At 64.8% G+C, this 24,576-nt stretch carries 22 protein-coding genes and 1 pseudogene; 8 read left to right on the top strand and 15 right to left on the bottom strand.

Translation table 11 applies throughout. The annotated features are described in order from the left end of the window. Window position 1 precedes the first annotated feature (1 nt). Together CQW31_RS25450 and CQW31_RS25445 are read left to right on the top strand one after the other, a co-directional pair. The gene (locus CQW31_RS25450; RefSeq protein WP_054884295.1) at window positions 2–421 is read left to right on the top strand and encodes a phasin family protein; all 420 of its coding nucleotides are present in this window, start codon (window positions 2–4) and stop codon (window positions 419–421) included. A gap of 10 nt (window positions 422–431) precedes the next feature. Beyond that, a complete protein-coding gene (locus CQW31_RS25445; RefSeq protein ID WP_054884296.1) occupies window positions 432–1,202 on the top strand; it encodes a phasin family protein in 771 nt (256 codons plus the stop codon). Window positions 1,203–1,333: 131 nt separating this feature from the next. On the opposite strand, the gene CQW31_RS25440 is transcribed toward CQW31_RS25445, so the two are convergent. The 14 genes from CQW31_RS25440 to gshB all read right to left on the bottom strand — a co-directional run bounded on the left by CQW31_RS25440 (window position 1,334) and on the right by gshB (window position 15,373). Next, complete coding sequence (locus CQW31_RS25440) at window positions 1,334–1,948, bottom strand: TetR/AcrR family transcriptional regulator (protein WP_054884297.1); 615 nt, start codon at window positions 1,946–1,948, stop codon at window positions 1,334–1,336. Window positions 1,949–1,961: 13 nt separating this feature from the next. After that, window positions 1,962–3,644, bottom strand: coding sequence for a class II poly(R)-hydroxyalkanoic acid synthase (gene phaC, locus CQW31_RS25435; protein WP_099815690.1), 1,683 nt, complete (start codon window positions 3,642–3,644; stop codon window positions 1,962–1,964). 67 nt (window positions 3,645–3,711) lie between these two features. Then, on the bottom strand, window positions 3,712–4,563 hold the full coding sequence (gene phaZ / locus CQW31_RS25430) for a poly(3-hydroxyalkanoate) depolymerase (protein WP_054884298.1): 852 nt from the start codon (window positions 4,561–4,563) through the stop codon (window positions 3,712–3,714). A gap of 63 nt (window positions 4,564–4,626) precedes the next feature. Beyond that, entirely contained in the window at window positions 4,627–6,306 is a 1,680-nt protein-coding gene (gene phaC, locus CQW31_RS25425; protein WP_099815689.1) for a class II poly(R)-hydroxyalkanoic acid synthase, read from the bottom strand. Window positions 6,307–6,659: 353 nt separating this feature from the next. Then, complete coding sequence (locus tag CQW31_RS25420; protein ID WP_054884300.1) at window positions 6,660–7,037, bottom strand: gamma-butyrobetaine hydroxylase-like domain-containing protein; 378 nt, start codon at window positions 7,035–7,037, stop codon at window positions 6,660–6,662. 171 nt (window positions 7,038–7,208) lie between these two features. Continuing rightward, on the bottom strand, window positions 7,209–8,552 hold the full coding sequence (gene hslU / locus CQW31_RS25415; RefSeq protein WP_054884301.1) for an ATP-dependent protease ATPase subunit HslU: 1,344 nt from the start codon (window positions 8,550–8,552) through the stop codon (window positions 7,209–7,211). Window positions 8,553–8,626: 74 nt separating this feature from the next. Then, the gene (gene hslV / locus CQW31_RS25410) at window positions 8,627–9,157 is read right to left on the bottom strand and encodes an ATP-dependent protease subunit HslV (RefSeq protein ID WP_054884302.1); all 531 of its coding nucleotides are present in this window, start codon (window positions 9,155–9,157) and stop codon (window positions 8,627–8,629) included. A 244-nt stretch (window positions 9,158–9,401) separates the two neighbouring features. After that, the gene (locus CQW31_RS25405) at window positions 9,402–10,673 is read right to left on the bottom strand and encodes a dihydroorotase (RefSeq protein ID WP_099815688.1); all 1,272 of its coding nucleotides are present in this window, start codon (window positions 10,671–10,673) and stop codon (window positions 9,402–9,404) included. Beyond that, window positions 10,670–11,674, bottom strand: coding sequence for an aspartate carbamoyltransferase catalytic subunit (locus CQW31_RS25400; protein ID WP_054884304.1), 1,005 nt, complete (start codon window positions 11,672–11,674; stop codon window positions 10,670–10,672). The genes CQW31_RS25405 and CQW31_RS25400 overlap by 4 nt, the downstream gene beginning before the upstream one ends. A 13-nt stretch (window positions 11,675–11,687) precedes the next feature. Continuing rightward, window positions 11,688–12,206 (bottom strand): bifunctional pyr operon transcriptional regulator/uracil phosphoribosyltransferase PyrR, encoded by a 519-nt coding sequence (gene pyrR, locus CQW31_RS25395; RefSeq protein WP_054884305.1) that lies wholly within the window; start codon window positions 12,204–12,206, stop codon window positions 11,688–11,690. Window positions 12,207–12,267: 61 nt separating this feature from the next. Then, window positions 12,268–12,693, bottom strand: coding sequence for a Holliday junction resolvase RuvX (gene ruvX / locus CQW31_RS25390; RefSeq protein WP_054884306.1), 426 nt, complete (start codon window positions 12,691–12,693; stop codon window positions 12,268–12,270). After that, window positions 12,693–13,262 carry a YqgE/AlgH family protein gene (locus CQW31_RS25385; protein WP_054884307.1) on the bottom strand — a complete coding sequence of 190 codons (570 nt, stop codon included), beginning with the start codon at window positions 13,260–13,262 and terminating at the stop codon, window positions 12,693–12,695. The genes ruvX and CQW31_RS25385 overlap by 1 nt, the downstream gene beginning before the upstream one ends. A gap of 160 nt (window positions 13,263–13,422) precedes the next feature. After that, on the bottom strand, window positions 13,423–14,328 hold the full coding sequence (locus CQW31_RS25380; RefSeq protein WP_054884308.1) for an energy transducer TonB: 906 nt from the start codon (window positions 14,326–14,328) through the stop codon (window positions 13,423–13,425). A 91-nt stretch (window positions 14,329–14,419) separates the two neighbouring features. Further along, window positions 14,420–15,373 (bottom strand): glutathione synthase, encoded by a 954-nt coding sequence (gene gshB / locus CQW31_RS25375; RefSeq protein WP_054884309.1) that lies wholly within the window; start codon window positions 15,371–15,373, stop codon window positions 14,420–14,422. A 196-nt stretch (window positions 15,374–15,569) separates the two neighbouring features. Between gshB and CQW31_RS25370 the strand changes: the two genes are divergently transcribed. From CQW31_RS25370 to CQW31_RS25345, 6 genes are read left to right on the top strand one after another with little or no spacing between them, the layout of a single operon-like run. After that, entirely contained in the window at window positions 15,570–15,971 is a 402-nt protein-coding gene (locus tag CQW31_RS25370) for a PleD family two-component system response regulator (RefSeq protein WP_054884310.1), read from the top strand. A 45-nt stretch (window positions 15,972–16,016) separates the two neighbouring features. After that, the gene (gene pilH / locus CQW31_RS25365; protein ID WP_054884329.1) at window positions 16,017–16,382 is read left to right on the top strand and encodes a twitching motility response regulator PilH; all 366 of its coding nucleotides are present in this window, start codon (window positions 16,017–16,019) and stop codon (window positions 16,380–16,382) included. Next, window positions 16,379–16,933, top strand: a complete 555-nt coding sequence (locus CQW31_RS25360) for a chemotaxis protein CheW (protein WP_054884311.1) — start codon at window positions 16,379–16,381, stop codon at window positions 16,931–16,933. Before pilH ends, CQW31_RS25360 begins: the two co-directional genes overlap by 4 nt. Window positions 16,934–16,980: 47 nt before the next feature. Then, complete coding sequence (locus CQW31_RS25355; RefSeq protein ID WP_189660540.1) at window positions 16,981–19,005, top strand: methyl-accepting chemotaxis protein; 2,025 nt, start codon at window positions 16,981–16,983, stop codon at window positions 19,003–19,005. Window positions 19,006–19,014: 9 nt separating this feature from the next. Further along, window positions 19,015–23,904 carry an Hpt domain-containing protein gene (locus CQW31_RS25350; RefSeq protein ID WP_099815686.1) on the top strand — a complete coding sequence of 1,630 codons (4,890 nt, stop codon included), beginning with the start codon at window positions 19,015–19,017 and terminating at the stop codon, window positions 23,902–23,904. After that, window positions 23,897–24,370, top strand: a complete 474-nt coding sequence (locus CQW31_RS25345) for a chemotaxis protein CheW (protein WP_054884314.1) — start codon at window positions 23,897–23,899, stop codon at window positions 24,368–24,370. Before CQW31_RS25350 ends, CQW31_RS25345 begins: the two co-directional genes overlap by 8 nt. 99 nt (window positions 24,371–24,469) lie before the next feature. Here CQW31_RS25345 and CQW31_RS31790 read toward each other — a convergent pair. Further along, a pseudogene (locus CQW31_RS31790) lies at window positions 24,470–24,576 on the bottom strand (IS110 family transposase); the annotation flags it as partial.

Here is a 24,576-nt window from a genome sequence, read left to right as displayed (position 1 = left end):
CATGGCCAAAGTGACTGCGAAGAAAAAGGAAGAAGCCCTGGGCACGCTTGGCGAGGTGCGTGGTTACGCCCGCAAGATCTGGCTGGCCGGTATCGGCGCCTATGCCCGCGTCGGCCAGGAAGGTTCCGACTACTTCAAGGAGCTGGTCAAGGCCGGTGAAAGCGTCGAGAAACGTGGCAAGCAACGCATCGACAAACAGCTCGATGCCGCCAACCACCAGCTCGACGAGGCCACCGAGGAAGTCAGCCGCGTACGCGGCAAAGTCGAAGTTCAACTCGACAAGATCGAAAAAGCTTTCGACGCACGGGTAGGTCGCGCCTTGAATCGCCTTGGCATTCCGTCTAAACATGACGTTGAGGCGTTGTCCATCAAGCTTGAACAGCTGCATGAGCTGCTCGAGCGCGTCGCGCACAAACCATAAGGAGAGCAGGATGGCTGGCAAGAAGAATTCCGATAAAGAAGGCAGCTCCTGGATCGGCGGGATCGAGAAGTACTCCCGCAAGATCTGGCTGGCGGGGCTGGGTATCTATTCGAAAGTCGATCAGGACGGCCCGAAGCTGTTCGACTCGCTGGTGAAGGATGGCGAGAAGGCCGAAAAGCAGGCGAAGAAGACTGCCGAAGACGTGGCGGAAACTGCCAAGTCCTCGACCACTTCGCGTGTGTCTGGGGTCAAGGATCGCGCACTGGGCAAGTGGAGCGAGCTCGAAGAAGCTTTCGACAAGCGCCTGAACAGTGCCATCTCGCGTCTGGGCGTGCCAAGCCGCAACGAAATCAAGGCCCTGCACCAGCAAGTCGACAGCCTGACCAAGCAGATCGAGAAACTGACCGGCGCGTCGGTCACCCCGGTCTCCTCGCGCTCTGCAGCCGCCAAACCGGCAGCGAGCAAGGCAACGGCCAAACCATTGGCCAAGCCCGCAGCAAAAACGGCGGCTGCCAAGACTGCGGCTAAACCGGCAGCGGCCAAACCCGCAGCCAAGACCGCAGCGGCCAAGCCTGCGGCAAAATCGACTGCCAAGCCGGTTGCAGCCAAGCCTGCCGCAGCGAAGAAGCCAGCGGTGAAGAAGGCACCGGCCAAACCGGCAGCCGCCAAGCCAGCAGCAGCGGCCAGCGCCGCTCCGGCTGCTACCGCAGCGCCGGCGCCTACTGCTGCTCCAGCCAGCAACCCGCCTTCGGCTCCAGCCAGCACCGGCTCTCTGCTCTGATAGCGGCGTAACACCCTTCGCGGGTAAACCCGCTCCCACAGGTACAGCGCCGGGTTCAGCATCAGCGCTGTCCCTTGTGGGGGCGGGTTTACCCGCGAAGACGTCGGTGCAGCAATACATCTCCTACCGGTTCAACCCTCCAGATACCGCACCGCCAGCTCCTGCGCTGCGGTTCGTGCCTGCACCTGCAGATGCGGCGCCACCAGCATCATTACCTGGTACACCACGATCCCCGAATCCCCCTCGCGCCCCAGTACCCGCTGGTAGTCGAGCGAGAACATCAAGGTCAGGGTGATCTGCTCCACCAGTTGGCCCAATGCCTGCGTCTCACTGACCACTTGCCCCTGACCCTTCAGGCTTGCCAGCAGTGCCGCCAAGGTTCGTTTGAGTGCGTTGATCAGGCTGCGCATGCCCCTTGCCAGCTTCGGCAGGCGCCCGGTCAGGTTGGACAGGTCCTGGAACAGAAACCGGTACTGGGCCATGCGCTCGACGATCAGGTGCAGGAACAGCCAGTAATCCTCGGCCTCCAGGCGCACCTCCAGCGGTGGGTCGAGCAATGGCATCAACGCTTCCTCGAAACGGTCGAACAGCCCGTGAATCAAGGGTTCCTTGCCGTGGAAGTGGTAATACAGATTGCCCGGGCTGATGCCCAGTTCGTTGGCGATCTCCAGGGTCGATACATTGGGCTCGCCCTGCGCATTGAACAACTGCAGGGCGCATTCGAGGATACGGTCGCGGGTTTTCATCCAGTGGTGGTGCTCATCGGGTCAGGACATAGGTGCCTGGCGCAGGGCCCAGCGGTGGATACGTGGCGTTGCCCAATTCCGTGCGTGGCGCCTTGAGCGGGCCGGAGCGCGGCGTGATCCACTCCAGCCACAGCGGCCACCAGCTGCCGTCACGGCGCTGTGCGTCATGGAACCAGGCACGCGGGTCGCTCGACAGCCTGGGGTTTTCCAGGTAGTACGCCTTGGGGTTGCCGGGCGGGTTGATGATGCTCTGGATGTGCCCGCTGTTGGCCAGCACGAACTGCCGGTCGCCACCGAGCAGCAAGGCCGAGCGATACACCGCGTCCCAAGGCGTGATGTGATCGTTGCTGCCAGCCACGGTGAAGCTGTCGAGGCCGACCTGCTTGAGGTCGATCGGTGTGCCGCACACTTCCATGCCAGCTGCGCGGGTCAGCGGGTTGACCTTGAAGAAGTCCAGCAGGTCACCGTGCAGCGCGGCCGGCAGGCGCGTGCTGTCGGCATTCCAGTAGAGGATGTCGAAGGCCGGCGGCGTCTTGCCGAGCAGGTAGTTGTTGACCCAGTAGTTCCAGATCAGGTCGTTGGGCCGCATCCAGGCGAAGATCCGCGCCACCTCCCCGCCGTCCAGCACACCGCGCTGGTACGAGCGACGCTTGGCCGCCTCGATCGTCTGTTCGTCGGCGAACAGGCTGGCCGGGCTGTCGAACTTGCTGTCGAGCAGGCTGACCAGGTAGGTAGCACTGCGTACCCGGCGCAATTGATGCTTGGCCTGCAGGTGGCCCTGCAGCGCCGCCATGGTCAAACCGCCGGCGCAGGCGCCCATCAAGTTCAGGTCGCGGCTGCCGCTGATGCTGCGGCAGGCGTTCAGCGCCTCTTCCAGCGCCTGTACATAGCTCGACAGGCCCCACTCGCGGTGGCGAGGGTCAGGGTTGCGCCAGCTGACCATGAACACCTGCAGGCCGTTCTTGAGCATGTACTGGACGAAGCTGTTGGTCGGCTGCAGGTCGAAGATGTAGTACTTGTTGATTTGTGGCGGCACCACCAGCACGGGCCGGGCATGCTGCTTTTCACTCATCGGCCTGTACTGGATCAGCTCCAGCTGGTCGTTGCGAAACACCACGGCGCCGGGCGTGGTCGCCAGGTTTGCGCCCACTTCGAAGGCGCGCTCATCGACCTGACGGGGCAGCCCGTCGTTGTGGCGAAGGTCGTCGAGCAAGTGGGCGACACCGCGCACCAGGCTCTGCCCACCGGTGTTGAACAGTTCCTTGACCGCCAACGGGTTGAGCAGCGAGTTGCTCGGTGCCAGCGCATCGTTGATCAGGTTGAACAGAAAGTGCGCACGGGCCCGGTCATCGTCGTCCAGGTGGCTTTCCTCGATCCACAGGCGGGTCTGTTTCTGCCATGCCAGGTAGGCCTGCAGGCCGCGTCGGTAGAACGGGTTCTGGCTCCAGGTCGGATCGTTGAAGCGTGCATCACGCGCGCTCGGCTGATAGGGCGTGTCGCCGAGCATCACCCTGCCCAGTTGTCCGCCCAGGGCCAGCAGGTGGCGGGCGGTATGCAACGGGTTGTGCAGGCCATGACGGCCAACACTGCGCAAGGTGGAAATCAGGTCGCGACCCCGCAAGCCGAGGATGGCGTTCTGTACGTTCATGCTGGTGGCGGGAAGCGTTGACGTTCCTTTGGCCGGTTTTTCTTTCATGGCAACAACTCCCTTGTCAGGCCACGGTCGTACTCATCAGTCGTGCTGTGCAACAGCAAGCAACAATTCAGCCACCAGAGGCCGGACGGGGGTGCATGACCGCGCGCTGACGCTCTTGCTGGAGAAACTTCATGATGATGGGTGCGACAGCCTCGGCCCGGGTGATCAGGAACAGATGACCGTCGTCGATAATGTGTAGCTGGGCATTGGGAATTCGCCAGGCCAGCAGGCGCATGTTGATCAGCGGAATCAATGGGTCGTCATCGCCCGCCAGCACCAGGGTCGGTTGCTGGATCTTGTGCAGCCAGTGGATGCTGGTCCAGCCAAGGCCGGCGAACAGTTGCCAGTAATACCCCAGCTTGCCGCCCGAGCGCACCTTGGCCGCATGGTGCATGGCCAGGTCGGGGTCACGGCGAAAACCGCCACCGTAGATCAGCGGCGCGATGCGGATGACATGCGATGGCTGCACGTAGCGCCTGGGGCTGGCCATCATCCACAGCACCTTGGGCTTGCCCGGCACCATCACCGCACCGGCGGCGGTGGCTGCCAGTACCAGCTTCTTGCAGCGCTCGGGGTAGTCGTGGGCGAATTGCTGGGCCAGCGCGCCTCCCCAGGACACACCGATGGCATTCACCTGGCCGTAGTCCAGGTAATCCAGCATGCGTGCGGTCAGCTTGGCCAGGCCGGGAAAGCGGTACGGGTGGCGCGGGGTGGACGAGCCCCCCACGCCGGGCACGTCGAAGGCAATGACTTCCAGGTCTGGGTCGAGTGCCTCGATGAAAGGGAACACCAGCTCCAGGTTGGCGCCGATGCCGTTGAAGATCAGCAGCGGCGTCAGGTGCGGCTTGCCCGGGCGCACCGCAGTACGGATGGATTGGTCGTCCAGCTCGACGGTGCGGAAGATGTAGGGTAGCGGCATGCGCGTGGCTCTATGGCTTGAAAATGTACCGTGGCACGCTCCAAGCGGCCACGGCATTGCGACTCAACGCTCGTGTACGTAAGTGCCTGGTGCTGCCTCGCCGGCGGCATAGGCACGGTTGCCCAGGCGCGTCGGGGCCTTTTTCAGGTCGCCAGCGCGCTCGCCCAGCCAGGCCTGCCAGTACAGCCACCAGGAATCGGCATGCTTTTCGGCGTTTTCCTGCCAGGCCACCGGGTCACCGGGGCGGTCGGCGCCGGTCATGAAGCGGGCCTTGGGATTGCCAGGCGGGTTGAGGATGCTCTGGATGTGCCCGCTGTTGGACAGTACGAACTCGATCTTGCCGCCGAACAGGTGCGCCGAGCGGTAGCACGATTGCCACGGGGTGATGTGGTCGGAGGTGCCGGCGACACTGAAGATGTCGCACTGGACTTTTTTCAGGTCGATGGCGGTGCCGCACACTTCCAGGGCTCCCGGGCGAGTCAGCGGGTTGTTCTTGAACAGTTCGATCAGGTCGCCATGGAACGCGGCAGGCAAGCGTGTGGTGTCGTTGTTCCAGAACAGGATGTCGAACACCGGTGGCTCGTTGCCGAGCAGGTAGTTGTTGACCCAGTAGTTCCAGATCAGGTCGTTGGGGCGCATCCAGGCGAACACCTTGGCCATGTCGCTGCCCTCGAGCACGCCGGACTGATAGGAGTGGCGCTTGGCGGCTTCGAGCGTCTGTTCGTCGACGAACAGTGCGACCTCGGTGTCCAGCGTGGTGTCCAGCACGCTGACCAGCAGGGTCAGGGCATTGACCTTCTGTTCACCCAGCGCGGCATAGTGGCCGACCAGCGCTGTGCAGGTGATACCGCCGGAACAGGCGCCAAGCATGTTCAGGTCTTTGCTGCCGGTGATCGCCAGTACCGCATCGACCGCCTCCTTCAGGGCGTCGATGTACGTCGACAGGCCCCATTCGCGCTGGGCCTTGGTCGGGTTGCGCCAGCTGATGATGAAGGTCTGCTGCTGCGAGCGCAGGCAGAAGCGCGCCAGGCTCTTTTCCGGGCTCAGGTCGAAGACGTAGAACTTGTTGATCTGCGGCGGGACCACCAACAGCGGGCGGGTATGTACCTGCTCGGTGATGGGGTTGTGCTGGATCAACTCCAGCACATCGTTGCGGTAGACCACGGAGCCTTCGCTGGTGCCCAGGTTCTTGCCGACCTCGAACGCGTCCATGTTGACCTGGCTGGGCATGCCGCCGTTGTTGACCACATCCTTGGCCAGGTTGGACAGGCCGTCCAGAAGGCTCTTGCCGCCGGTTTCGAAGAAGCGTTTGATGGCCGCCGGGTTGGACAGGGTATTGGTCGGCGCCATGGCCTCGGTCAGCAGGTTGATGACGAACTGGCCGCGGGCGATGTCCTGAGGCGACAGGTCACTGTTGCCGACCCACTCCTGCAGCTCCTTGCGCCAGGCCAGGTAAGTCTGCAGGTAACGGCGGTAAAGCGGGTTCTTGCTCCAGGCCGGGTCCTGGAAGCGACGGTCGTCACCTTCCGGGGCGAGGCTGGACTTGCCCAGCAGCACGTTCTTCAGCTCCAGGCCGAAGTGCGCCACATGCTTGGCACTGTGCAGCGGCTGGCGCACGGCCTGACGCAGCACGGTACGCGCAGAGCTCAGCAGGTCCTTGCGGCGGATGCCGATGACCGGGTTCAGCCCCAGGGTGTTTTCCGAGGCCTGCCGCTGCAACTCATCGTTGTTCTTGTTACTCATCTACGACGCTCCGTTGTCCTGAGACGAGTACCGGATTGCTGTGGCGCACTGCACAGCGGACAGCCCGGTACTGCTACTCGGGTGACCAGTGATAAGGAACAGCGGTGCTGCGGGCCGGATGCTTTCGGCGATGAGCTGCGGGGGATTCTGCGTGTGAAGACAGCCTGCTTTCGCTCGCGACCTCTACATACCGGCCAGTGCCTGATTGCCTTCAAGGCGATGCAGGGAACTTGCCAGCTCCATTGGTTACCCGACTTTCATGTAATGCGCAAGACAACCCGTTCAAGAGTTGTCTGTAAGGCATTCAAACAGATGAGATTAGAAAATGCGCTCTAAAGCCTGGAAGGCTTGCGCTAGAGCATGAGTTTGACCACCGATTCCGCCGGGTCGCGGGACTTGCCGGCCTTGTGCAGCTCTTCGAGGTAGTCGGCCCACAGCTGTTCCTGGCGCAGGCACAGCTGTTCGAGGTATTCCCAGGTGAACAGGCCGCTGTCGTGACCGTCGTCGAAGGTCAATTTCAGTGCATATTGGCCGGCAGGTTCCAGGCCGATGAGGCCGACGTTGATCTTGCCGAACTGCAGGATGGGGTTGCCGTGGCCCTGAACCTCGGCGGAGGGGGAGTGCACCCGCAGGAATTCGGCGGGCAGCTGATAGACCTCGCCGGGGGCATAGGTAAGGCTGAGGGTCTTGGAGGCTTTGTGCAGGTTGATGGCGGTGGGCAGGCGGGCCATGGTGGGAATCTCTCGGGAGCTGGTGGTGCAAGCTTCGAGTGATTCAGGCCATTGTGCAAGGGGGCTGCTGCGCAGCCCTTTCGCGACACAAGGCCGCTCCTACAGAAGATCGCGGTCTCTTGTAGGAGCGGCCTTGTGTCGCGAAAGGGCCGCGAAGCGGCCCCTGCGGTCTTACAGGATGTAGCGTGACAGGTCTTCGTTCTGCGCCAGCTCACCGAGGTGGCCGTTCACGTATGCAGCATCGATGACAATCGGCGCTTCGTCGTGGCTGCTGGCCAGGTCGCCGGCACTGAACGACAGCTCTTCGAGCAGGCGCTCAAGCAGCGTGTGCAGGCGGCGGGCACCGATGTTCTCGGTCTTCTCGTTCACCTGATAGGCAATCTCGGCCAGGCGCTTGATGCCGTCGGCGGCGAAATCGATGTTCAGGCCTTCGGTCTTGAGCAATGCACTGTATTGCTCGGTCAGCGACGCGTGTGGCTCTTTCAGGATGCGCTCGAAGTCTTCCGGGGTCAGCGCCTTCAGTTCGACACGGATCGGCAGACGGCCCTGCAGCTCCGGTACCAGGTCGCTCGGCTTGCTCAGGTGGAACGCACCGGAAGCGATGAACAGGATGTGGTCGGTCTTGACCATGCCCAGCTTGGTGTTGACGGTGCAGCCTTCGATCAGTGGCAGCAGGTCGCGCTGCACGCCCTCACGGGAGACATCGGCACCGCCGACGTTGCCACGCTTGGCCACCTTGTCGATTTCGTCGATGAACACGATGCCGTGCTGCTCGACCGCTTCCAGAGCCTTGCCCTTGAGTTCTTCCTCGTTGACCAGGCGGCTGGCTTCTTCGTCGCGCACCATCTTCAGGGCGTCCTTGACCTTCAGCTTGCGGGTCTTGCGCTTGCCTTTGCCCATGTTGGCGAACAGGCTCTGCAGCTGGTTGGTCATCTCCTCCATGCCGGGCGGCGCGGCGATTTCCACGCCCATGTTCTCGGCCACTTCGATCTCGATTTCCTTGTCGTCCAGCTGGCCTTCACGCAGGCGTTTGCGGAACAGCTGGCGGGTGTTGGAATCGGTGCTGGTCTGCGCGGCTTCCTCGCTGAAGCTGCTGACCCGCGCCTGCGGCAGCAGGGCGTCAAGGATGCGGTCTTCGGCGGCGTCCTCGGCACGGTGGCGCACGCGAACGATTTCCTGCTCGCGCAGCATCTTCAGCGCGGCATCGGCCAGGTCACGGATGATCGACTCGACATCGCGACCGACATAGCCCACTTCAGTGAACTTGGTGGCCTCGACCTTGAGGAATGGTGCGTTGGCCAGCTTGGCCAGGCGGCGGGCGATTTCGGTCTTGCCCACGCCAGTAGGGCCGATCATCAGGATGTTCTTTGGGGTCACTTCGGCGCGCAGCTCGACCGGCAGCTGCATCCGCCGCCAGCGGTTGCGCAGGGCAATGGCGACAGCGCGCTTGGCGTCGTCCTGGCCAATGATGTGACGGTTGAGTTCGTGGACGATCTCGCGGGGGGTCATGGACATGATGAAAATGGTCCTCGAGCGGAGTAGGTCAGCGTGGAAAAGTTCCGCCATGAGCGGGACGCCAGAACAGCTGATTACTCGGCCAGGTCCTGCTCCTCGATGGTCAGGTTGTGGTTGGTGAACACGCAGATGTCACCGGCGATGTTCAGGGCAGTCTCGGTGATCTCCCGGGCCGACAGGTCGGTCTTGTTCAGCAGGGCGCGGGCTGCAGCCTGGGCGTAACCGCCACCGGAGCCCATGGCGATCAGGCCATCTTCCGGTTCGACCACATCACCATTGCCGGTGATGATCAGCGATGCATCCTTGTTGGCCACTGCCAGCATGGCTTCCAGGCGGCTGAGGGAGCGGTCGGTACGCCATTCCTTGGCCAGCTCGACGGCGGCACGCACCAGATGGCCGGAGTGTTTCTGCAGCTGGGCTTCGAAGCGCTCGAACAGGGTGAAGGCGTCGGCGGTGGCACCGGCGAAGCCGGCGATCACTTGGCCGTTGTACAGGCGACGGACTTTCTTGGCGTTGCCTTTCATCACGGTGTTGCCGAGGGATACCTGGCCGTCGCCGCCCATGACGACTTTGCCGTTACGGCGGACAGAAACGATGGTGGTCAAGGGGAGAGTCTCCACGCAGCGGGGCAAAATTGCCTGATGCAGACTCATATGGGGGCGGGGGGAAGGATTTCAACCGCGGGGGATGAATGGTCGCCGCACGCTCAAGGTCGAGCGCGATCAATGTGGGAGCGGCCTTGTGTCGCGAAAGGGTCGCAAAGCGGCCCCGGCAATCTATGCAAGATGCCGAGATCCTGGGGCCGCTACGCAGCCCTTTCGCGACGCAAGGCCGCTCCCACAGGGTTACTCAGGCCTCGTGGCAGACGTGCCCATCGACCAAGGTATAACGCACCGCAGCCGGCAGGCAGTGGCCGATGAACGGGCAGTTCTCGCCACGCGACAGCCATTGCTCACCGGCAATCGTCGAGGCCTTGGCGTCGAACAGCACCAGGTCGGCGGCGCTGCCGACTTTCAGCTCACCGGCCGGCAGGCGCATGGCCTTGGCCGGGCCGCTGCTCAAGCGGGCGAGCAGGGTCGGCAGGTCGAGCAGGCCGTCCTCGACCAGGGTCATGGCCAGCGGCAGCAGCAGTTCGACGCTGCTGATACCCGGCTCGGTGGCGCCGAACGGGGCCAGCTTGGCGTCGCGCTCGTGGGGCTGGTGGTGGCTGGAGATCGCCTGGATCACCCCCGATTTCACCGCCGCGCGCAGGCCGTCACGGTCGGCGGCGGTGCGCAATGGTGGCTGCACGTGGTACAGGCTGGAGAACTCACGCAGCGACTCGTCGGTAAGGATCAGCTGGTACAGCGCCACGTCGGCGGTCACCGGCAGGCCCAACTGCTGGGCCTGCTCGATCAGCCGTGCACCCCTGGCGCTGGTGATCTGGGTGAAGTGCGCACGCACGCCGGTCTGTTCCACCAGCAGCAGGTTGCGCGCCAAGGCTACGGTCTCGGCGGTCTCCGGGATGCCGGGCAGGCCGAGGAAGCTGGCCATGGCGCCTTCGTGGGCCAGGCCACCCTGGGCCAGGTCGCGGTCCTGTGAGTGGAACACCACGGTCAGGTCGAAAGTGGCGGCGTATTCCAGGGCACGGGCCAGGGTACGGTTGTTGGGGATTTCCTTCAGGCCGTTGCCGAAGGCCACGCAACCGGTGTCGCGCAGGGCAACCAGTTCGGCCAGTTGCTCGCCCTCCAGGCCCTTGGTCAGGGCGCCGATCGGGTAGACCTTGCTGTTGGCCGCTTCGCGGGCGCGGTCGAGGATCAGTTCGGCCACAGCCGAAGTATCCAGCACCGGCCTGGTCTGTGGTGGGCAGCACAGGCTGGTGACGCCACCGGCCACGGCGGCGTGGGTTTCACTGGCGATCGAGCCCTTGCGGCTGTAGCCCGGCTCGCGCAGCGAGACGCCGAGGTCGACCAGGCCGGGCGCGGCGATCAGGCCGCCAGCTTCGATCGTTCGGCTGGCGCTGAAGCCGGCCGGGGCGGCGCCGATTGCGGCGATGCGGCCGCCATCCAGGTGCAGGTCGGTGACCTGGTCCAGGCCGCTGACAGGGTCGATGACCCGGGCGCCAAGAATGCTGATGGTCACTGAGCGTTCTCCTGGTCGAATTGACGTTGCGCGTTCTGCCCGCTCATGGCCATGGACAGCACGGCCATGCGCACGGCGATGCCGTAGGTGACCTGGTTGAGAATCACCGAGTGTTTGCCGTCGGCCACCGCCGATTCGATCTCCACGCCGCGGTTGATCGGGCCCGGGTGCATGACGATGGCGTCGGGCTTGGCGCCGGCCAGGCGTGCGGTAGTGAGGCCGAACAGGCGGTAGAACTCGCCTTCACTAGGCAACAGGCCACCGGCCATGCGCTCGCGCTGCAGGCGCAGCATGATCACCACGTCGACGTCCTTGAGGCCTTCGGCAAGGTCGGTATAGACCTTCACGCCGTACTGCTCGATACCGACCGGGATCAGGGTTTTCGGGCCGATCACGCGGATGTCCGGGCAGCCCAGCGCCTTCAGCGCGAGCATGTCGGAGCGCGCCACGCGCGAGTGCAGGATGTCACCGACGATCGCCACCGAGAGGTTCTCGAAGCTGCCCTTGTGACGGCGGATGGTCAGCATGTCGAGCATGCCCTGGGTCGGGTGCGCGTGGCGACCGTCACCGCCGTTGATCACGGCGACGTCCGGGCACACGTGCTCGGCGATGAAGTGCGCGGCGCCGGAGTCGGAGTGACGCACGACGAACATGTCGGCAGCCATGGCTTCGAGGTTGCGCAGGGTGTCGAACAGGGTCTCGCCTTTGCTGGTCGAGGAGGTCGACACGTTCAGGCTGATCACGTCGGCCGACAGGCGCTGGGCGGCCAGTTCGAAGGTGGTGCGGGTACGGGTCGAGTTCTCGAAGAACACGTTGCACACGGTCTTGCCGCGCAGCAACGGGACCTTCTTCACGGCCCGGGCGCCGACTTCGAGGAACGAGTCGGCGGTGTCGAGTATCTCGGTCAGCAGTTCGCGGGGCAAACCGTCGAGCGAGAGGAAGTGGCGCAGCTGGCCCTGATCATTGAGCTGCAGCGGGCGCTTGGCGTCGATTGGCGTCATCGCGGGGGGACTCTTAAAGGGCAGAAGCGGTGGCGAGGTCCTGGCGCTCGAGGGCGAGCGGTGCGGGTCCGGTCAATTTTACCCGTTCATGGGCGGCCAGCGACAGGGTGGCGCCGAGTACATTGGGGCGGATCGGCAGTTCGCCGGCATCCAGGTCGAGCAGGCAGACCAGGGTGACACTGGCCGGGCGGCCATAATCGAACAATTCGTTGAGCGCGGCGCGGACGGTGCGGCCACTCATCAGCACGTCATCGATCAGCACCAGGTGCTGGCCTTCGACTTCGAATGGCAGCTCCGAGGGGCGCACCTGCGGGTGCAGGCCGTTCTGGCTGAAGTCATCGCGGTAGAACGACACGTCCAGGGTGCCGAGCGGGCTCTGGTCGGCCATTTCCGCCTGCAGGGCCTGGGCAACCCAGACGCCGCCGGTACGGATGCCGATGAAGCGCGGCTCGGTGATGTTGCGGCGGGCCAGATGGGCGCGAAGGTCGACAGCCATCTGCCGGATCAGGTCGGCGGGATTGGGTAGGCTCATTGCGTATCTCCTGGGGGGCGCCGAGGGCGTTGTGATTGCCCCGACGTAAACGCGGGAAAAATCAGGTATTGGCCTCCAGCCAGCCTTGCAGCAGCAGGGCGGCGGCGATGGCGTCGACCGGGTTGTCACGGTAGCTGCCGCGCTGGCCGCCACGGGCCATGCGCTCGCCCTTGGCCTCGAAGGTGGTCAGGCGTTCGTCGTGGGTGTGCACCGGCACGTTGAAGCGGCCATTGAGGCGGCGGGCGAACTTTTCCGCGCGCTCGCTCATTTCGCTGGGTGTGCCGTCCATGTTCAGCGGCAGGCCGACGACGATGGCATCGGGCTTCCACTCGCTGATGAGTTTTTCCACCTGGGCCCAGTCCGGCACGCCGTTCTGCGCCTTCAAGGTGCACAACTCACGCGCCTGGCCGGTTATCACCTGGCCGACGGCGACGCCGATCTGTTTGCTGCCGTAGTCGAATCCCAGCAGCAGGCGTAATTCGGCCATCAGGCGTGCCCCGCCTGGCTGGTCAGCAAGCTGAGGTTGATCCCCAGGCTGCGGGCGGCGGCCCCCAGGCGTTGCTCGCTGGCCATGGCGAAGAGGATGTCCGGGTCGAACGGGCAGTTGAGCCAGGCGTTGTCGGCCAGTTCCGCTTCCAGCTGGCCCGCTTCCCAGCCGGCATAACCCAGGGTGATCAGGCTTTGCTGTGGCCCTACGCCTTCGGCGATGGCGAACAGCACGTCCTGCGAAGTGGACAGCGACAGGCCCTGCAGTTCGACGGTGGCCTGGTAGCTGCATTCGCTGCTGTGCAGGACGAAGCCGCGGTCAGTCTGCACCGGGCCACCTTGGTAGATGGGCACGTGCAAGGTGCTGGCCGGAGGTACCTCGTTGGGGCGCAACTGCTCGAGAATGTCGGCCAGGTTCAGCTCCTGTGGTCGGTTGACCACCAGGCCCATGGCGCCATTGGCGTTGTGCTCGACGATGTACGTGAGGGTCTGGGCGAAGTTCGGATCGGCCATGTGCGGCATGGCGATCAGGAACTGATGCTTGAGGTAGCTCGGGGTGAGGGTTTTCATGGGGGATAGTGTGGCGCCAGGTGGCGAGGCTGACAAGGTGCGGATATGTGTCAGATGTGCCGGCCTCTTCGCGGGCTCGCCCGCTCCCACAGGATTACTACAAGCCCGGGAATTGTGAGAATCCTGTGGGAGCGGGCGTGCCCGCGAAAGGGCCGTCGGATCAGTTACTGGACAGGCGGTCGCCGCGGGCGAAGCGCCAGGTGCGGATGATCTCCAGCCGGTCGAACTCGGCCAGGTCGCCGGTAAACGGCGCGAAGGGCGCCGCCAACCGCACGATCCGCTGCGCCGCCTGGTCCAGCACCGGCTGCCCGGACGACTCCAGTACCAGCACCTCGTACAGCGAGCCATCGCGGTTGATCGAAACCATCATCCGCAAGTTGCCGTAGATCTGTTGCCGGCGTGCCTCGTCGGGGTAGTTGAGGTTACCCACCCGCTCGACCTTCTTGCGCCACTCTTCTTTGTACCAGGCGCCCTTGTCGCGCATGGTCGAAGCCGCATTGAGGCGGTGAATCTTCGGGCGCTTGGCGTACATCTGTTGTTCGTTGGACAGCTCCGCCTCAAGGCTGGCGATCTGACTCGACAATTGCGAGCTGTCGAAATCCGGGGTGGCCGCTGCCGGCTTGGGCTGCGGCTTGCTTTCCTTGGGCTTGGGCTCGACTTTCTGCGCTTTCGGCGCCTTGGTTGCCACGGCGGATTTCTCCGGCACGGGCGGTGGTGTTACTTCAGGCTTGGCGGCAGGCGGCGGGGTGACCTTGTTGATCTTGCTGTCCTGGAACGGCGCCAGCTCGGTGGTGGTCGGTACCGCTTTCTTTTCCAGGGTGCCGCTGCCCTGCTGATTGGCCTGGGCCTGGAAATCAGCCTTGTTCGGCGCCTTCTCGCTCTTGAAGGTGGCCAGGGTGATGTCCATGGTCTGGCGGATTTCGGCCGGTTTGACCACGGTAAAGCCCACGCCAAGGATCAGCGCCAGGTGCACCAGGGCAGCCACGAACAGGGTAAAGCCAAGCCGGTCCACCGGGCGAATGCGCGGTGGCAGCAGGTCGGAAGGGATGTCGGCAGGCAGCGTCATCAAGTATCCAGCAACCGCAAGGCGGGGCAGCAGCTCAGTCGAAAAGGACCGGCATCATACCCCACTCCGCGCATTTGCTCCGCGTCGGCGGTCAGCGCGCCTTGAGCTGGCGATCAATGGCATCCATCAGCTTGCCACCGATATCGGTGTTGTAGGCAGCGTCGATCTCGCGGATGCAGGTAGGGCTGGTGACGTTGATTTCGGTGAGCGAGTCGCCGATCACGTCCAGGCCGACGAACAGCAGGCCCTTTTCACGCAGGGTCGGGCCGACCTGGGCAGCAATCCAGCGGTCGCGCTCAGTCAGTGGGCGGGCTTCACCACGGCCACCGGCGGCCAGGTTGCCACGGGTTTCGCCGCTGGCCGGGATGCGTGCCAGGCAGTAGTCGACCGGTTCGCCGTCGATCATCAGGATGCGCTTGTCGCCGTCCACGATCTGCGGCAGGTATTCCTGGGCCATGATCTGCTGGGTACCGTGCTGGGTCAGCGTTTCCAGGATGACCGACAGGTTGGGGTCGTCCTTGCGGTGGCGGAATACCGATGCACCGCCCATGCCGTCCAGCGGCTTGAGGATCACGTCACCACGGCTTTCGGCGAACTCGCGCAGGATGTCGACGCGACGGCTGACCAGGGTCGGCGCCATGCACTGCGGGAACTGAGTGGCGAACAGCTTTTCGTTGCAGTCGCGCAGGCTCTGTGGGCGGTTGACCACCAGCACACCTTCGCGCTCGGCCTGCTCCAGCAAGTAGGTGCTGTAGACGAACTCCATGTCGAAGGGCGGATCCTTGCGCATCAGGATCACGTCCAGCTCGGCCAGGGCGCTGTCCTGTTCATCGCCCAGTTCGAACCAGCGCGCGGGGTCTGCGAAGACCTTCAGCGGGCGCATCTGCGCGCGGGCCTGGCCGGCACCCAGATAAAGGTCGCGCTGCTCCATGTAGAACAGCTCCCAGCCACGGGCCTGGGCGGCCAGCAGCATGGCCAGCGAGCTGTCCTTCTTGTAGGAGATGGACGCGATCGGGTCCATGACAATGCCGAGGCGAACGCTCATGGGGTGGTTCCTCTTGGCGGCCCGTGGCCGCGGTGAATCGAAAGAAAAGTGGCTCAGGGTGGCGCCGTGAACGCCGCGGGTCAAGGGGGTGGCAGATGGAACGGGCCCCCGGAGTGTGCTAAAAATGCCCTCAGCTTCAAGCGTCAAGCCATCCGTGGCTTGTCGCCCACCTAGTGCAGCGATGGTAGCGCGACTTATGGAACAGCCCCTGAAGGTGATGGTGATCGACGATTCCCGCACGATCCGCCGCACCGCGCAGATGTTGCTCGGCGAAGCGGGCTGCGAGGTAATCACCGCCAGTGACGGCTTCGATGCCCTGGCCAAGATCATCGATCACCAGCCACAGATCATCTTCGTCGACGTGCTGATGCCCCGTCTGGACGGTTATCAGACCTGTGCAGTGATCAAGCACAACAGTGCTTTCAGGGACATCCCGGTGATTCTCCTGTCGTCTCGCGATGGCCTGTTCGACAAGGCCCGCGGCCGGGTGGTCGGTTCCGACCAGTTCCTGACCAAACCATTCAGCAAGGAAGAACTGCTCGACGCAATCAGGGCCCATGTGCCCGGTTTCGCCGCGCCCGAACAACCCGCACCCTGATCACGCCGCGCTGGCGCGGCTTTCAATGTCCTGATGGGGAACAGCATGGCCCGAGTTCTGATTGTCGACGACTCGCCGACAGAGATGTACAAATTGACCGGATGGCTGGAAAAGCATGGTCACCAGGTGCTCAAGGCCAGCAACGGTGCCGACGGCGTGGCCCTGGCCCGCCAGGAAAAGCCCGATGCGGTGCTGATGGACATCGTCATGCCCGGCATGAACGGTTTCCAGGCCACCCGCCAGTTGAGCAAGGACCCTGAAACCCGCGCCATTCCCGTGGTGGTGGTGACCACCAAGGACCAGGAGACCGACCGTATCTGGGCCACGCGCCAGGGCGCCCGCGACTTTCTGACCAAGCCGGTGGAAGAGGACGCGCTGATCGCCAAGCTCGAAGAAGTACTGGGCGCTTGACCACCCGCCCACAGGGCGCGTCGCTGACCGCCTTCGAGCTGTTGCTGGACATCGACCGGCGCTGCCGCCTGCTGGTGGCCGACCAGCCGCCGCAGGACACGCGCCTGCAGCAATGGAGCGGCATCGGTTTTCGCGTCGCCGGGCAGTGGTTCGTCGCCCCCATGGGCGAGGTCGCCGAGGTGCTGCGCGAGCCACGCAGCAGCCGCGTGCCAGGCGTGCAGCCTTGGGTGTGCGGGGTGGCCAACCTGCGCGGCCGGTTGTTGCCGGTGATGGACCTGAGCAGTTTCTTCGGCCTTGGCCCCGCTGCGCCAGGCAAGCAGCGACGGGTGCTGGTGCTGGACCATGACGACCTGTTCGTCGGCTTGCTGGTCGATGAGGTGCTGGGGCTGCAACATTTCGCCCTGAGCAGCCTGGACCTGTCGCCCCCGCAACCATTGCTGCGGGCTGCTGCCCGCTTCGTGCAGGGGCACTTTCCGCGTGAACGCAACTGGGCGATCTTCAGCCCCTTCGCCCTGGCCCAGGCGCCGGGCTTTCTTGACGTGGCGCTATAGGACTTTCGAACGTGAACAAGCCGGCCACACCCGTCGCCTCCGTCAGCATGACCCCTCGCACGCGCAGCATCGTGCAGATCACCGTGCTGTTCGTGATCCTGATTCTGTCGATCATTCTGCTGTTCGCCAACTTCGCCTACCTCAACACCCAGGCCAATCACGACAAGCAGTACATCGGCCATGCCGGCGAACTGCGGGTGTTGTCCCAGCGTATCGCCAAGAATGCCACCGAGGCCGCGGCGGGCAAGGCCCTGGCCTTCAAGCTGCTGTCGGATGCGCGCAACGACTTCGAGCGGCGCTGGAGCTACCTGCGCGAAGGTGACAAGTCCACCGGCCTGCCAGCGGCGCCGCCTGCAGTGCGCGATGAAATGGAAGCGGTGCGCCAGGACTGGGAAAACCTGCGCAAGAACACCGACACCATTCTGGCCAGCGAACAGACCGTGCTGTCGTTGCATCAGGTGGCGGCGACCCTCGCCGAAACCGTACCGCAATTACAGGTCGAGTATGAAAAGGTGGTCGAGATCCTGCTGCAAAGTGGTGCCCCGGCCAATCAGGTCGTGGTAGCCCAGCGCCAGCTGCTGCTGGCAGAGCGTATCCTTGGGTCGGTCAATACCGTTTTGGCTGGCGATGACACCGCGGCGCAGGCCGCCGATACCTTCGGCCGCGATGCCAGCCGCTTCGGCCAGGTGCTCGAGGGCATGCTCGGCGGCAACCCGGCGATCCAGGTGACCCGCGTCGAGGACGCCGACGCCCGCGCGCGCCTGGCGGAAATCGCCGAGCTGTTCCAGTTCGTGGCAGGGTCTGTCGATGAAATCCTCGAAACCTCGCCCGAGCTGTTCCGCGTGCGCGAAGCGGCGGGCAACATCTTCAGCCTGTCGCAAACCTTGCTCGATGAGGCCTCGCACCTGGCCAACGGCTTCGAAAACCTTGCCAGCGGCCGCACCTTGGATACCGTCGGCGGTTATGCGTTGGGCCTGCTGGCGCTGGCGTCGATCATCCTGATCGGCTTGGTGATGGTCCGCACCACCCACCGCCAGTTGCAGGAAACCGCGGAAAAGAACGAACGTAACCAGCAGGCGATCATGCGCCTGCTCGATGAAATCGAAGAGCTGGCCGATGGCGACCTGACCGTCACCGTGTCGGTGACCGAAGACTTCACTGGCGCCATCGCCGACTCGATCAACTACTCGGTCGACCAGCTGCGCGACCTGGTGGCCACCATCAACCACAGCGCCGAGCAAGTCGCGGCTGCCGTGCAGGACACGCAGAACACCGCGCGCCAACTGGCCAAGGCCTCGGAGCACCAGGCCGAGCAGATCAGCGAGGCGTCCGAGGCGGTCGGCGATATGGTCGAGTCGATCGACCGGGTTTCCGCCCACGCCTATGAGTCGGCCAAGGTCGCCGAGCGCTCGGTGGCGATCGCCAACAAGGGCAACGAAGTGGTGCATAACACCATCAATGGCATGGACAACATCCGCGAGCAGATCCAGGACACCGCCAAACGGATCAAGCGCCTGGGCGAATCCTCCCAGGAAATCGGCGACATCGTCAGCCTGATCGACGACATTGCCGACCAGACCAACATCCTTGCCCTCAATGCCGCGATTCAGGCCTCGCTGGCAGGCGAGGCCGGTCGCGGCTTTGCCGTGGTCGCCGACGAGGTGCAGCGCCTGGCCGAGCGCTCGTCCTCGGCAACCCGGCAGATCGAAGCGCTGGTGCGGACCATCCAGGCGGACACCAACGAGGCCGTCATCTCCATGGAGCAGACCACCGCCGAGGTGGTGCGCGGTGCGCGGCTGGCCCAGGATGCCGGCGTGGCACTGGCCGAGATCGAGGGCGTATCGCAGAACCTTGCCGAGCTTATCCACAGCATCTCTGATGCAGCACAGCTGCAGACCTCTTCCGCAGGGCAGATTTCCCACACCATGGCGGTGATCCAGCAGATCACCGCGCAGACGTCCGCCGGCTCCAGCGCCACCGCCGACAGCATCCGCCACTTGGCGCGGATGGCCAGCGAAATGCGCCGCTCGGTCTCCGGTTTCACCCTGCCGGCGCCCGCCGAGCGAAGCTGAGGACCAGCCATGGCTTCTGCCGTCGTAAGCCCTGAACGCCACGATACCGTGGCCCTGGCCTGGACCCGGGCCGCCATCCTCGATTGCCTGGGCCAGGCCCGTCAGGCCCTGGAACGCTTTGCCGGCGAGACCGACGACTTGTCGATGCTGGCCTTCGTCGTGGATAACCTGCATCAGGTGCACGGCTGCCTGCGCATGCTCGAGCTGCGCGGTGCCGCCCGCCTGGCCGAAGAGCTGGAATTGCTGGCCAAGGCTTTGGCCGAGGGGCAGTTAAGCCCCCGCGGCGACTGCCTGGGGCCGCTGTTCCGCGGCCTGGAGCAGTTGCCGTCCTATCTGGAGCGGTTGCGCGGAGCGCGCCATGACCTGCCACTGGTGATGCTGCCGCTGCTCAATCAACTGCGCGCCTGCCGCGGCGTCGAGCCGTTGGCCCAGGCCAGCCTGATCAGCGGTGCCGCGCAGCGCTTTGCCGGCTCCGATGACCTGGCCAACCTCGACTTGTCCTTGGGCAACTGGCGGGAGCAGATGCAGGCCGGGCCGGGGCGTGACGCCTTGCGCTCGGTGATCAGCGCCCTGTGCGACGACCTGATGCGGATCAAGGAGCGCCTGGACCAGTTCGTGCGCGGCGACCGCCAGCACAGCGAGGACCTGGACGCACTGCTCGCACCGTTGCGCCATGTGGCCGACACCCTGGCAGTGCTGGGGTTCCAGCAGCCACGCCGGGTCATCATCGACCAGGTGCTGGCGCTGCAGGCCCTGGCCCAGGGGGAGCGCGTGGTGGACGACGCGGTATTGATGGATGTGGCCGGTGCGCTGCTGTATGTGGAGGCCACGCTCAACGGCATGGTCCTGCCGCTGGAGGAGGGCGGGCAGGGCGGCCTGCCCGGCTCGGACCTGGCCGAGATTCGCCAGCTGGTGCTGAACGAGTCACTGTCGGTGTTGCAGCAGGCCAAGGACCTGATCGGCGATTGCCTGGAATCTGGCTGGCCCCGTCAGCGCCTGCAGCCTCTGCCGGGGCTGTTGCAGCAAGTGCGTGGCGCGTTGGCGATGCTCATGCTGCCGGCGGCCGCCGAAGTGTTTGCCGGCTGTGCGGGCTATGTGCAGGGCTGGCTGCAGCACCTGGAGGAGGAGCCGCCTGCGGACGAGCTGACCCACCTGGCCGAGGCCCTAAGCGCCGCCGAGTGCTACCTGCAATGGCGGGTCGCCGACGCGCTGGCCGATGCTCAGCCGTTTCTCGACATGGCCCGCGCCAGCCTGACGGCGCTGGGCGTGCAGTGCACCCATGCGGGCCCGTCCGAGGCGCAGGATGGCAGCGATGGCATCGATGACGAATTGCGCGAAGTGTTCCTCGAGGAGGCCGGCGAATTGCTACCGGAGATCGAGCGACACTGGTTGCGCTGGCGCGCCGACAACAGCCTGCGCGACGCGTTGATCGAGGTACGCCGTGACCTGCATACGCTCAAGGGCAGCGGGCGCATGGTGCATGCCGAGGCGGTAGCGGAGCTGGCCTGGGGCGGTGAACACCTGCTCAACCGGGTGCTGGAGGGGCGCATCGCCCTGACCCCGGAAGGCGCAGTAGCGCTGCAGCAGGTGTTCGTCCATCTGCCGGACCTGCTGGCCGACTTTGCGGCTGGCCAGTTGCCGCAATTGAGCGAAATCGAACAGTTGGCGAGCCACCTGCACGCCTTGGCCGAGAACGATACCCCGGCCAGCGCCGACATCGATGGCCTCGACCCGCAACTACTGGATATCTTCCGCAACGAGGCGCAAGGCCACCTGGCCAGCCTGGAAGGCTTTCTGCAGGGCGCCGACGGCCAGGGCAGCGAAGTCAGCGACAGCCTGCAGCGCGCCTTGCACACGCTCAAGGGCAGCGCTGCCATGGCCGGGGTCATGCCGATCGCCGAGTTGGCCACTGCCTTCGACCGCCTGGTACGTGAGTACCGGGGCCACCAGCTGCCGTTGCAGGCAGCGGAGATGCAGTGGCTGCACACCGCCCATGGCCTGTTCCTGCAGGGCCTGGCGCAGCTCGGCAGTACCCCTTTGGCGACCATCCCGGGGGCGGCGCAGCTGATCGAGCAGGTCGGCGAGGCGGTGGACCTGCGCCTGGCCAGCCTGCATGCCGAGCCTCAACATACACGCAGTGGCAAGCGCGACCCACAGCTGATCGCCAGTTTCCTGGCCCAGGCCATGGACATCCTGCTGGACGCCGAGTCGCTGCTGTTGCGTTGGCAACAGCAGCCCGGGCAGCGCGAACCGCTGGAGACCTTGCTCGATGAGCTGACCAGCCTTGGCCACGCCGCGCACCTTGCCGACCTGTGGCAGATGGATGCCATCTGCGAGGCACTGCTCGATCTCTACGGCGCGGTGGAGGAGGGCAGCCTGGGCGCCAGCCCGCGCTTTTTCGCCGTTGCCCTGCAAGCCCATGAAGCCCTGCTGGACATGCTCGACGAAGTGGCCGCCGGGCAGGCGCTCAGCCCACGGCCTGACTGTATCGACGCCCTGCGCGACGTGTTGGAGGGGGCGCTGGCGGCCGATGCCACCGGCTTGGTAAGCGCTGATGCGGTTACGCCGCTTGCTGGCGCGCTGGAGCACGAAGAGGATGCTGACAGCCCAGGCGACAAGGAGCTGCTCGAGGTGTTCCTCGAAGAAAGCTCGGACATCGTCGAAAGCGCCGCCGCAGCCCTGGCGCGCTGGCAGGCCGACCCGCGCAGCGGCGTCGAGGTGGAGAACCTGCTGCGTGATCTGCACACCCTCAAGGGTGGCGCGCGCATGGTCGAGATCAGCGCCATCGGCGATCTGGCCCATGAGCTGGAATTCCTTTACGAGCTGCTCGCCGCCGGGCGCCTGCCGCCGAGCTCGGCGTTGTTCGCACTGCTGCAGAACTGCCATGACCGCCTGGCGCATATGCTCGACGCCGTGCGCCTGGGCCAGCCGCTGCACACGGCTACCGCGCTGATCGACTACATTCGTAACTTCAGCAGTGCCGCACTGACCGACAGCGCGGCCAGCCAGGCCACGGCGGACACCGCACCCGCCGAAATACCGGTGGCGGCACCGGAGCGGGCGCCGGGTGACATGGTCAAGGTCGACGCCGAGCTGCTCGACGACCTGGGTAACCTGGCCGGCGAGCATTCGGTCATTCGCGGCCGTATCGAACAGCAAGTCAACGATGCCCAGTTCGCCCTCAACGAGATGGAAACCACCCTGGAGCGCATGCGCGACCAGCTGCTGCGCCTGGACATCGAGACCCAGGGGCGGATCAGCAGCCGCCAGGCGTTCGAGGGAGACGCCTACGAAGATTTCGACCCGCTGGAGATGGACCGCCATTCGCAACTGCAGCAGCTGTCGCGGGCCCTGTTCGAGTCGGCCTCCGACCTGCTCGACCTCAAGGAAACCCTTGCCCAGCGTGCCCAGGAGGCCTACAGCCTGCTGCAACAACAGGCCCGGGTGAACAGCCAGTTGCAGGAAGGCCTGACCGCGACCCTGATGGTCCCGTTCGAGCGCCTGGTGCCGCGCTTGCAGCGGGTCGTGCGCCAGGTGGCCAGCGAGCTGGGCAAGCAGGTCGAACTGGTGGTCGGCAATGCCGAGGGTGAACTGGACCGCAGTGTGCTGGAACGGATGGTCGCGCCACTGGAGCACATGCTGCGCAATGCAGTCGACCATGGCCTGGAAGCGCGCGAGATACGCCTGGCCGCGGGCAAGCCGGAGCAGGGCACCATTCACCTGAACTTGCTGCATGAAGGCGCAGACATCGTCATCGAAATGACCGACGACGGCGCCGGCGTGCCGCTGGAGGCGGTCCGGCGCAAGGCAATCAAGCGCGGCCTGCTGGACCCGCAGGCGCACCTGAGCGATCACGAGATCCTGCAGTTCATCCTGCGCCCGGGCTTTTCCACGGCGGAGAAGATCACCCAGATTTCCGGGCGCGGCCTGGGCATGGACGTGGTCCACGAAGAGGTCAAGCAACTGGGCGGCTCGATGAGCATCGAGTCGGCACAGGGCAAGGGCGCACGGTTCCTGATCCGCTTGCCGTTCACCGTGTCGATCAACCGGGCCTTGATGGTGCACCTGGGCGAGGAGCAGTACGCCATACCGCTCAACACCATCGAAGGCATCGTGCGCGTACCACCGGCCGAACTGGCCACCTGTTATCAGCTGGACGCCCCGCGTTATGTGTATGGCGGCCACGAGTACGAGTTGCGTTACCTCGGCGAGCTGCTGCAGGGGCTGCCGCGCCCGGTGCTGCTGGGGCAGAGCGTGCCGCTGCCGGTGTTGCTGCTGCATTCCCAGGAGCAGTCGTTCGCCATCCAGGTAGATAGCCTGTCGCCGAGCCGTGAGATCGTGGTCAAGAGCCTTGGCCCGCAGTTCGCCGCCGTGACGGGTTTGTCGGGGGCGACCTTGCTCGGTGATGGCCGCGTGGTACTGATCCTCGACCTGCTGGGCCAGCTGCGTGGCCAGCAGCGGCGGCTGGCGCGTCTGCCGGGTGGCAGCGGGGTGCAGCGCACCTTGTTCGGCCCGGCACCCCGGCGGGCCACGCTGGTGATGGTGGTGGATGACTCGGTCACCGTGCGCAAGGTCACCAGCCGCCTGCTGGAGCGCCATGGCATGAGCGTGATGACGGCCAAGGATGGTGTCGATGCCATGGCCCTGCTGGAAGAGCACCGCCCCGATGTGCTGTTGCTGGACATCGAGATGCCGCGCATGGATGGTTTCGAAGTGGCCACCCGCATTCGCCGCGACGAGCGTCTGAAAGACCTGCCGATCATCATGATCACCTCGCGCACCGGGCAAAAGCACCGCGACCGGGCCATGGCCATCGGCGTCAACGATTACCTGGGCAAACCCTATCAGGAGTCGGTGCTGCTGCAGAGCATCGCCCACTGGAGCCAGACCCATGCTTGAACTGATTGCAGGGCAACGCAGCAGCCTCACAGGCCTGCTGCTGCCGCTGGGCGACCGTACGCTGGTATTGCCCAATGTCGCTGTGGTCGAACTGATCGGCCAACGCAACCTGGTGTGCGAACCGGGAGACCCGGCTTGGCACCTGGGGTGGATCGACTGGCGACAGCAGCATCTGCCGTTGATCGGTTTCGAGGCCGCCTGCGGCGGTGAGACGCCCTGTGGCGAGCGGGCGCGGATCGTAGTGCTGAATGCGCTCGGGGACACCGGCTTGCGCTACCTGGCAGTGCTGCTGCAGGACATTCCGCGCTCGTGCAAACTCGACAGCCAGCTCAACTATGTGGATGTGCCGCTGGGCAGCCTGGAGCTGGCCGCGGTGCAGGTAGGCGAGCAAGTGGCGCGTGTGCCGGACCTGGTCGGGCTGGAAAGGCTGGTGCGTGACGCTGAACTGCAACCTGTGCTTGGGTAGGATGTTCGGGCTCATGGCCCTTTCGCGGGTAAACCCGCTCCCACAGGTACTGCACTGCCCTTGAGACGTGTGCGATCCCTGTGGGAGATTCTATGGTTTTCAGCAAGCCAGTTTCCCGCCTTTGGTGACGTATTCGTCCTGATTTTTCATCAGGGCGAATGCCACCCGCGCGAGCTTTCTTGCCAGGATTACCAGAGCTTGGGTTG

It is taken from the genome of Pseudomonas sp. 382 (assembly GCF_002759075.1).
In the GTDB taxonomy this organism is placed as follows: domain Bacteria; phylum Pseudomonadota; class Gammaproteobacteria; order Pseudomonadales; family Pseudomonadaceae; genus Aquipseudomonas; species Aquipseudomonas vlassakiae.
This window is presented reverse-complemented; position numbering and strand designations above follow the sequence as displayed.

Excerpts from the sequence above, each read along its gene's own strand:
- CQW31_RS25450 (WP_054884295.1), top strand. The coding sequence starts at position 2 with ATGGCCAAAGTGACTGCGAAGAAAAAGGAAGAAGCCCTGGGCACGCTT.
- CQW31_RS25445 (WP_054884296.1), top strand. The coding sequence starts at position 432 with ATGGCTGGCAAGAAGAATTCCGATAAAGAAGGCAGCTCCTGGATCGGC.
- CQW31_RS25440 (WP_054884297.1), bottom strand. The coding sequence starts at position 1,948 with ATGAAAACCCGCGACCGTATCCTCGAATGCGCCCTGCAGTTGTTCAAT.
- phaC (WP_099815690.1), bottom strand. The coding sequence starts at position 3,644 with ATGAAAGAAAAACCGGCCAAAGGAACGTCAACGCTTCCCGCCACCAGC.
- phaZ (WP_054884298.1), bottom strand. The coding sequence starts at position 4,563 with ATGCCGCTACCCTACATCTTCCGCACCGTCGAGCTGGACGACCAATCC.
- phaC (WP_099815689.1), bottom strand. The coding sequence starts at position 6,306 with ATGAGTAACAAGAACAACGATGAGTTGCAGCGGCAGGCCTCGGAAAAC.
- CQW31_RS25420 (WP_054884300.1), bottom strand. The coding sequence starts at position 7,037 with ATGGCCCGCCTGCCCACCGCCATCAACCTGCACAAAGCCTCCAAGACC.
- hslU (WP_054884301.1), bottom strand. The coding sequence starts at position 8,552 with ATGTCCATGACCCCCCGCGAGATCGTCCACGAACTCAACCGTCACATC.
- CQW31_RS25400 (WP_054884304.1), bottom strand. The coding sequence starts at position 11,674 with ATGACGCCAATCGACGCCAAGCGCCCGCTGCAGCTCAATGATCAGGGC.
- pyrR (WP_054884305.1), bottom strand. The coding sequence starts at position 12,206 with ATGAGCCTACCCAATCCCGCCGACCTGATCCGGCAGATGGCTGTCGAC.
- ruvX (WP_054884306.1), bottom strand. The coding sequence starts at position 12,693 with ATGGCCGAATTACGCCTGCTGCTGGGATTCGACTACGGCAGCAAACAG.
- CQW31_RS25385 (WP_054884307.1), bottom strand. The coding sequence starts at position 13,262 with ATGAAAACCCTCACCCCGAGCTACCTCAAGCATCAGTTCCTGATCGCC.
- CQW31_RS25380 (WP_054884308.1), bottom strand. The coding sequence starts at position 14,328 with ATGACGCTGCCTGCCGACATCCCTTCCGACCTGCTGCCACCGCGCATT.
- gshB (WP_054884309.1), bottom strand. The coding sequence starts at position 15,373 with ATGAGCGTTCGCCTCGGCATTGTCATGGACCCGATCGCGTCCATCTCC.
- CQW31_RS25370 (WP_054884310.1), top strand. The coding sequence starts at position 15,570 with ATGGAACAGCCCCTGAAGGTGATGGTGATCGACGATTCCCGCACGATC.
- pilH (WP_054884329.1), top strand. The coding sequence starts at position 16,017 with ATGGCCCGAGTTCTGATTGTCGACGACTCGCCGACAGAGATGTACAAA.
- CQW31_RS25355 (WP_189660540.1), top strand. The coding sequence starts at position 16,981 with ATGACCCCTCGCACGCGCAGCATCGTGCAGATCACCGTGCTGTTCGTG.
- CQW31_RS25350 (WP_099815686.1), top strand. The coding sequence starts at position 19,015 with ATGGCTTCTGCCGTCGTAAGCCCTGAACGCCACGATACCGTGGCCCTG.
- CQW31_RS25345 (WP_054884314.1), top strand. The coding sequence starts at position 23,897 with ATGCTTGAACTGATTGCAGGGCAACGCAGCAGCCTCACAGGCCTGCTG.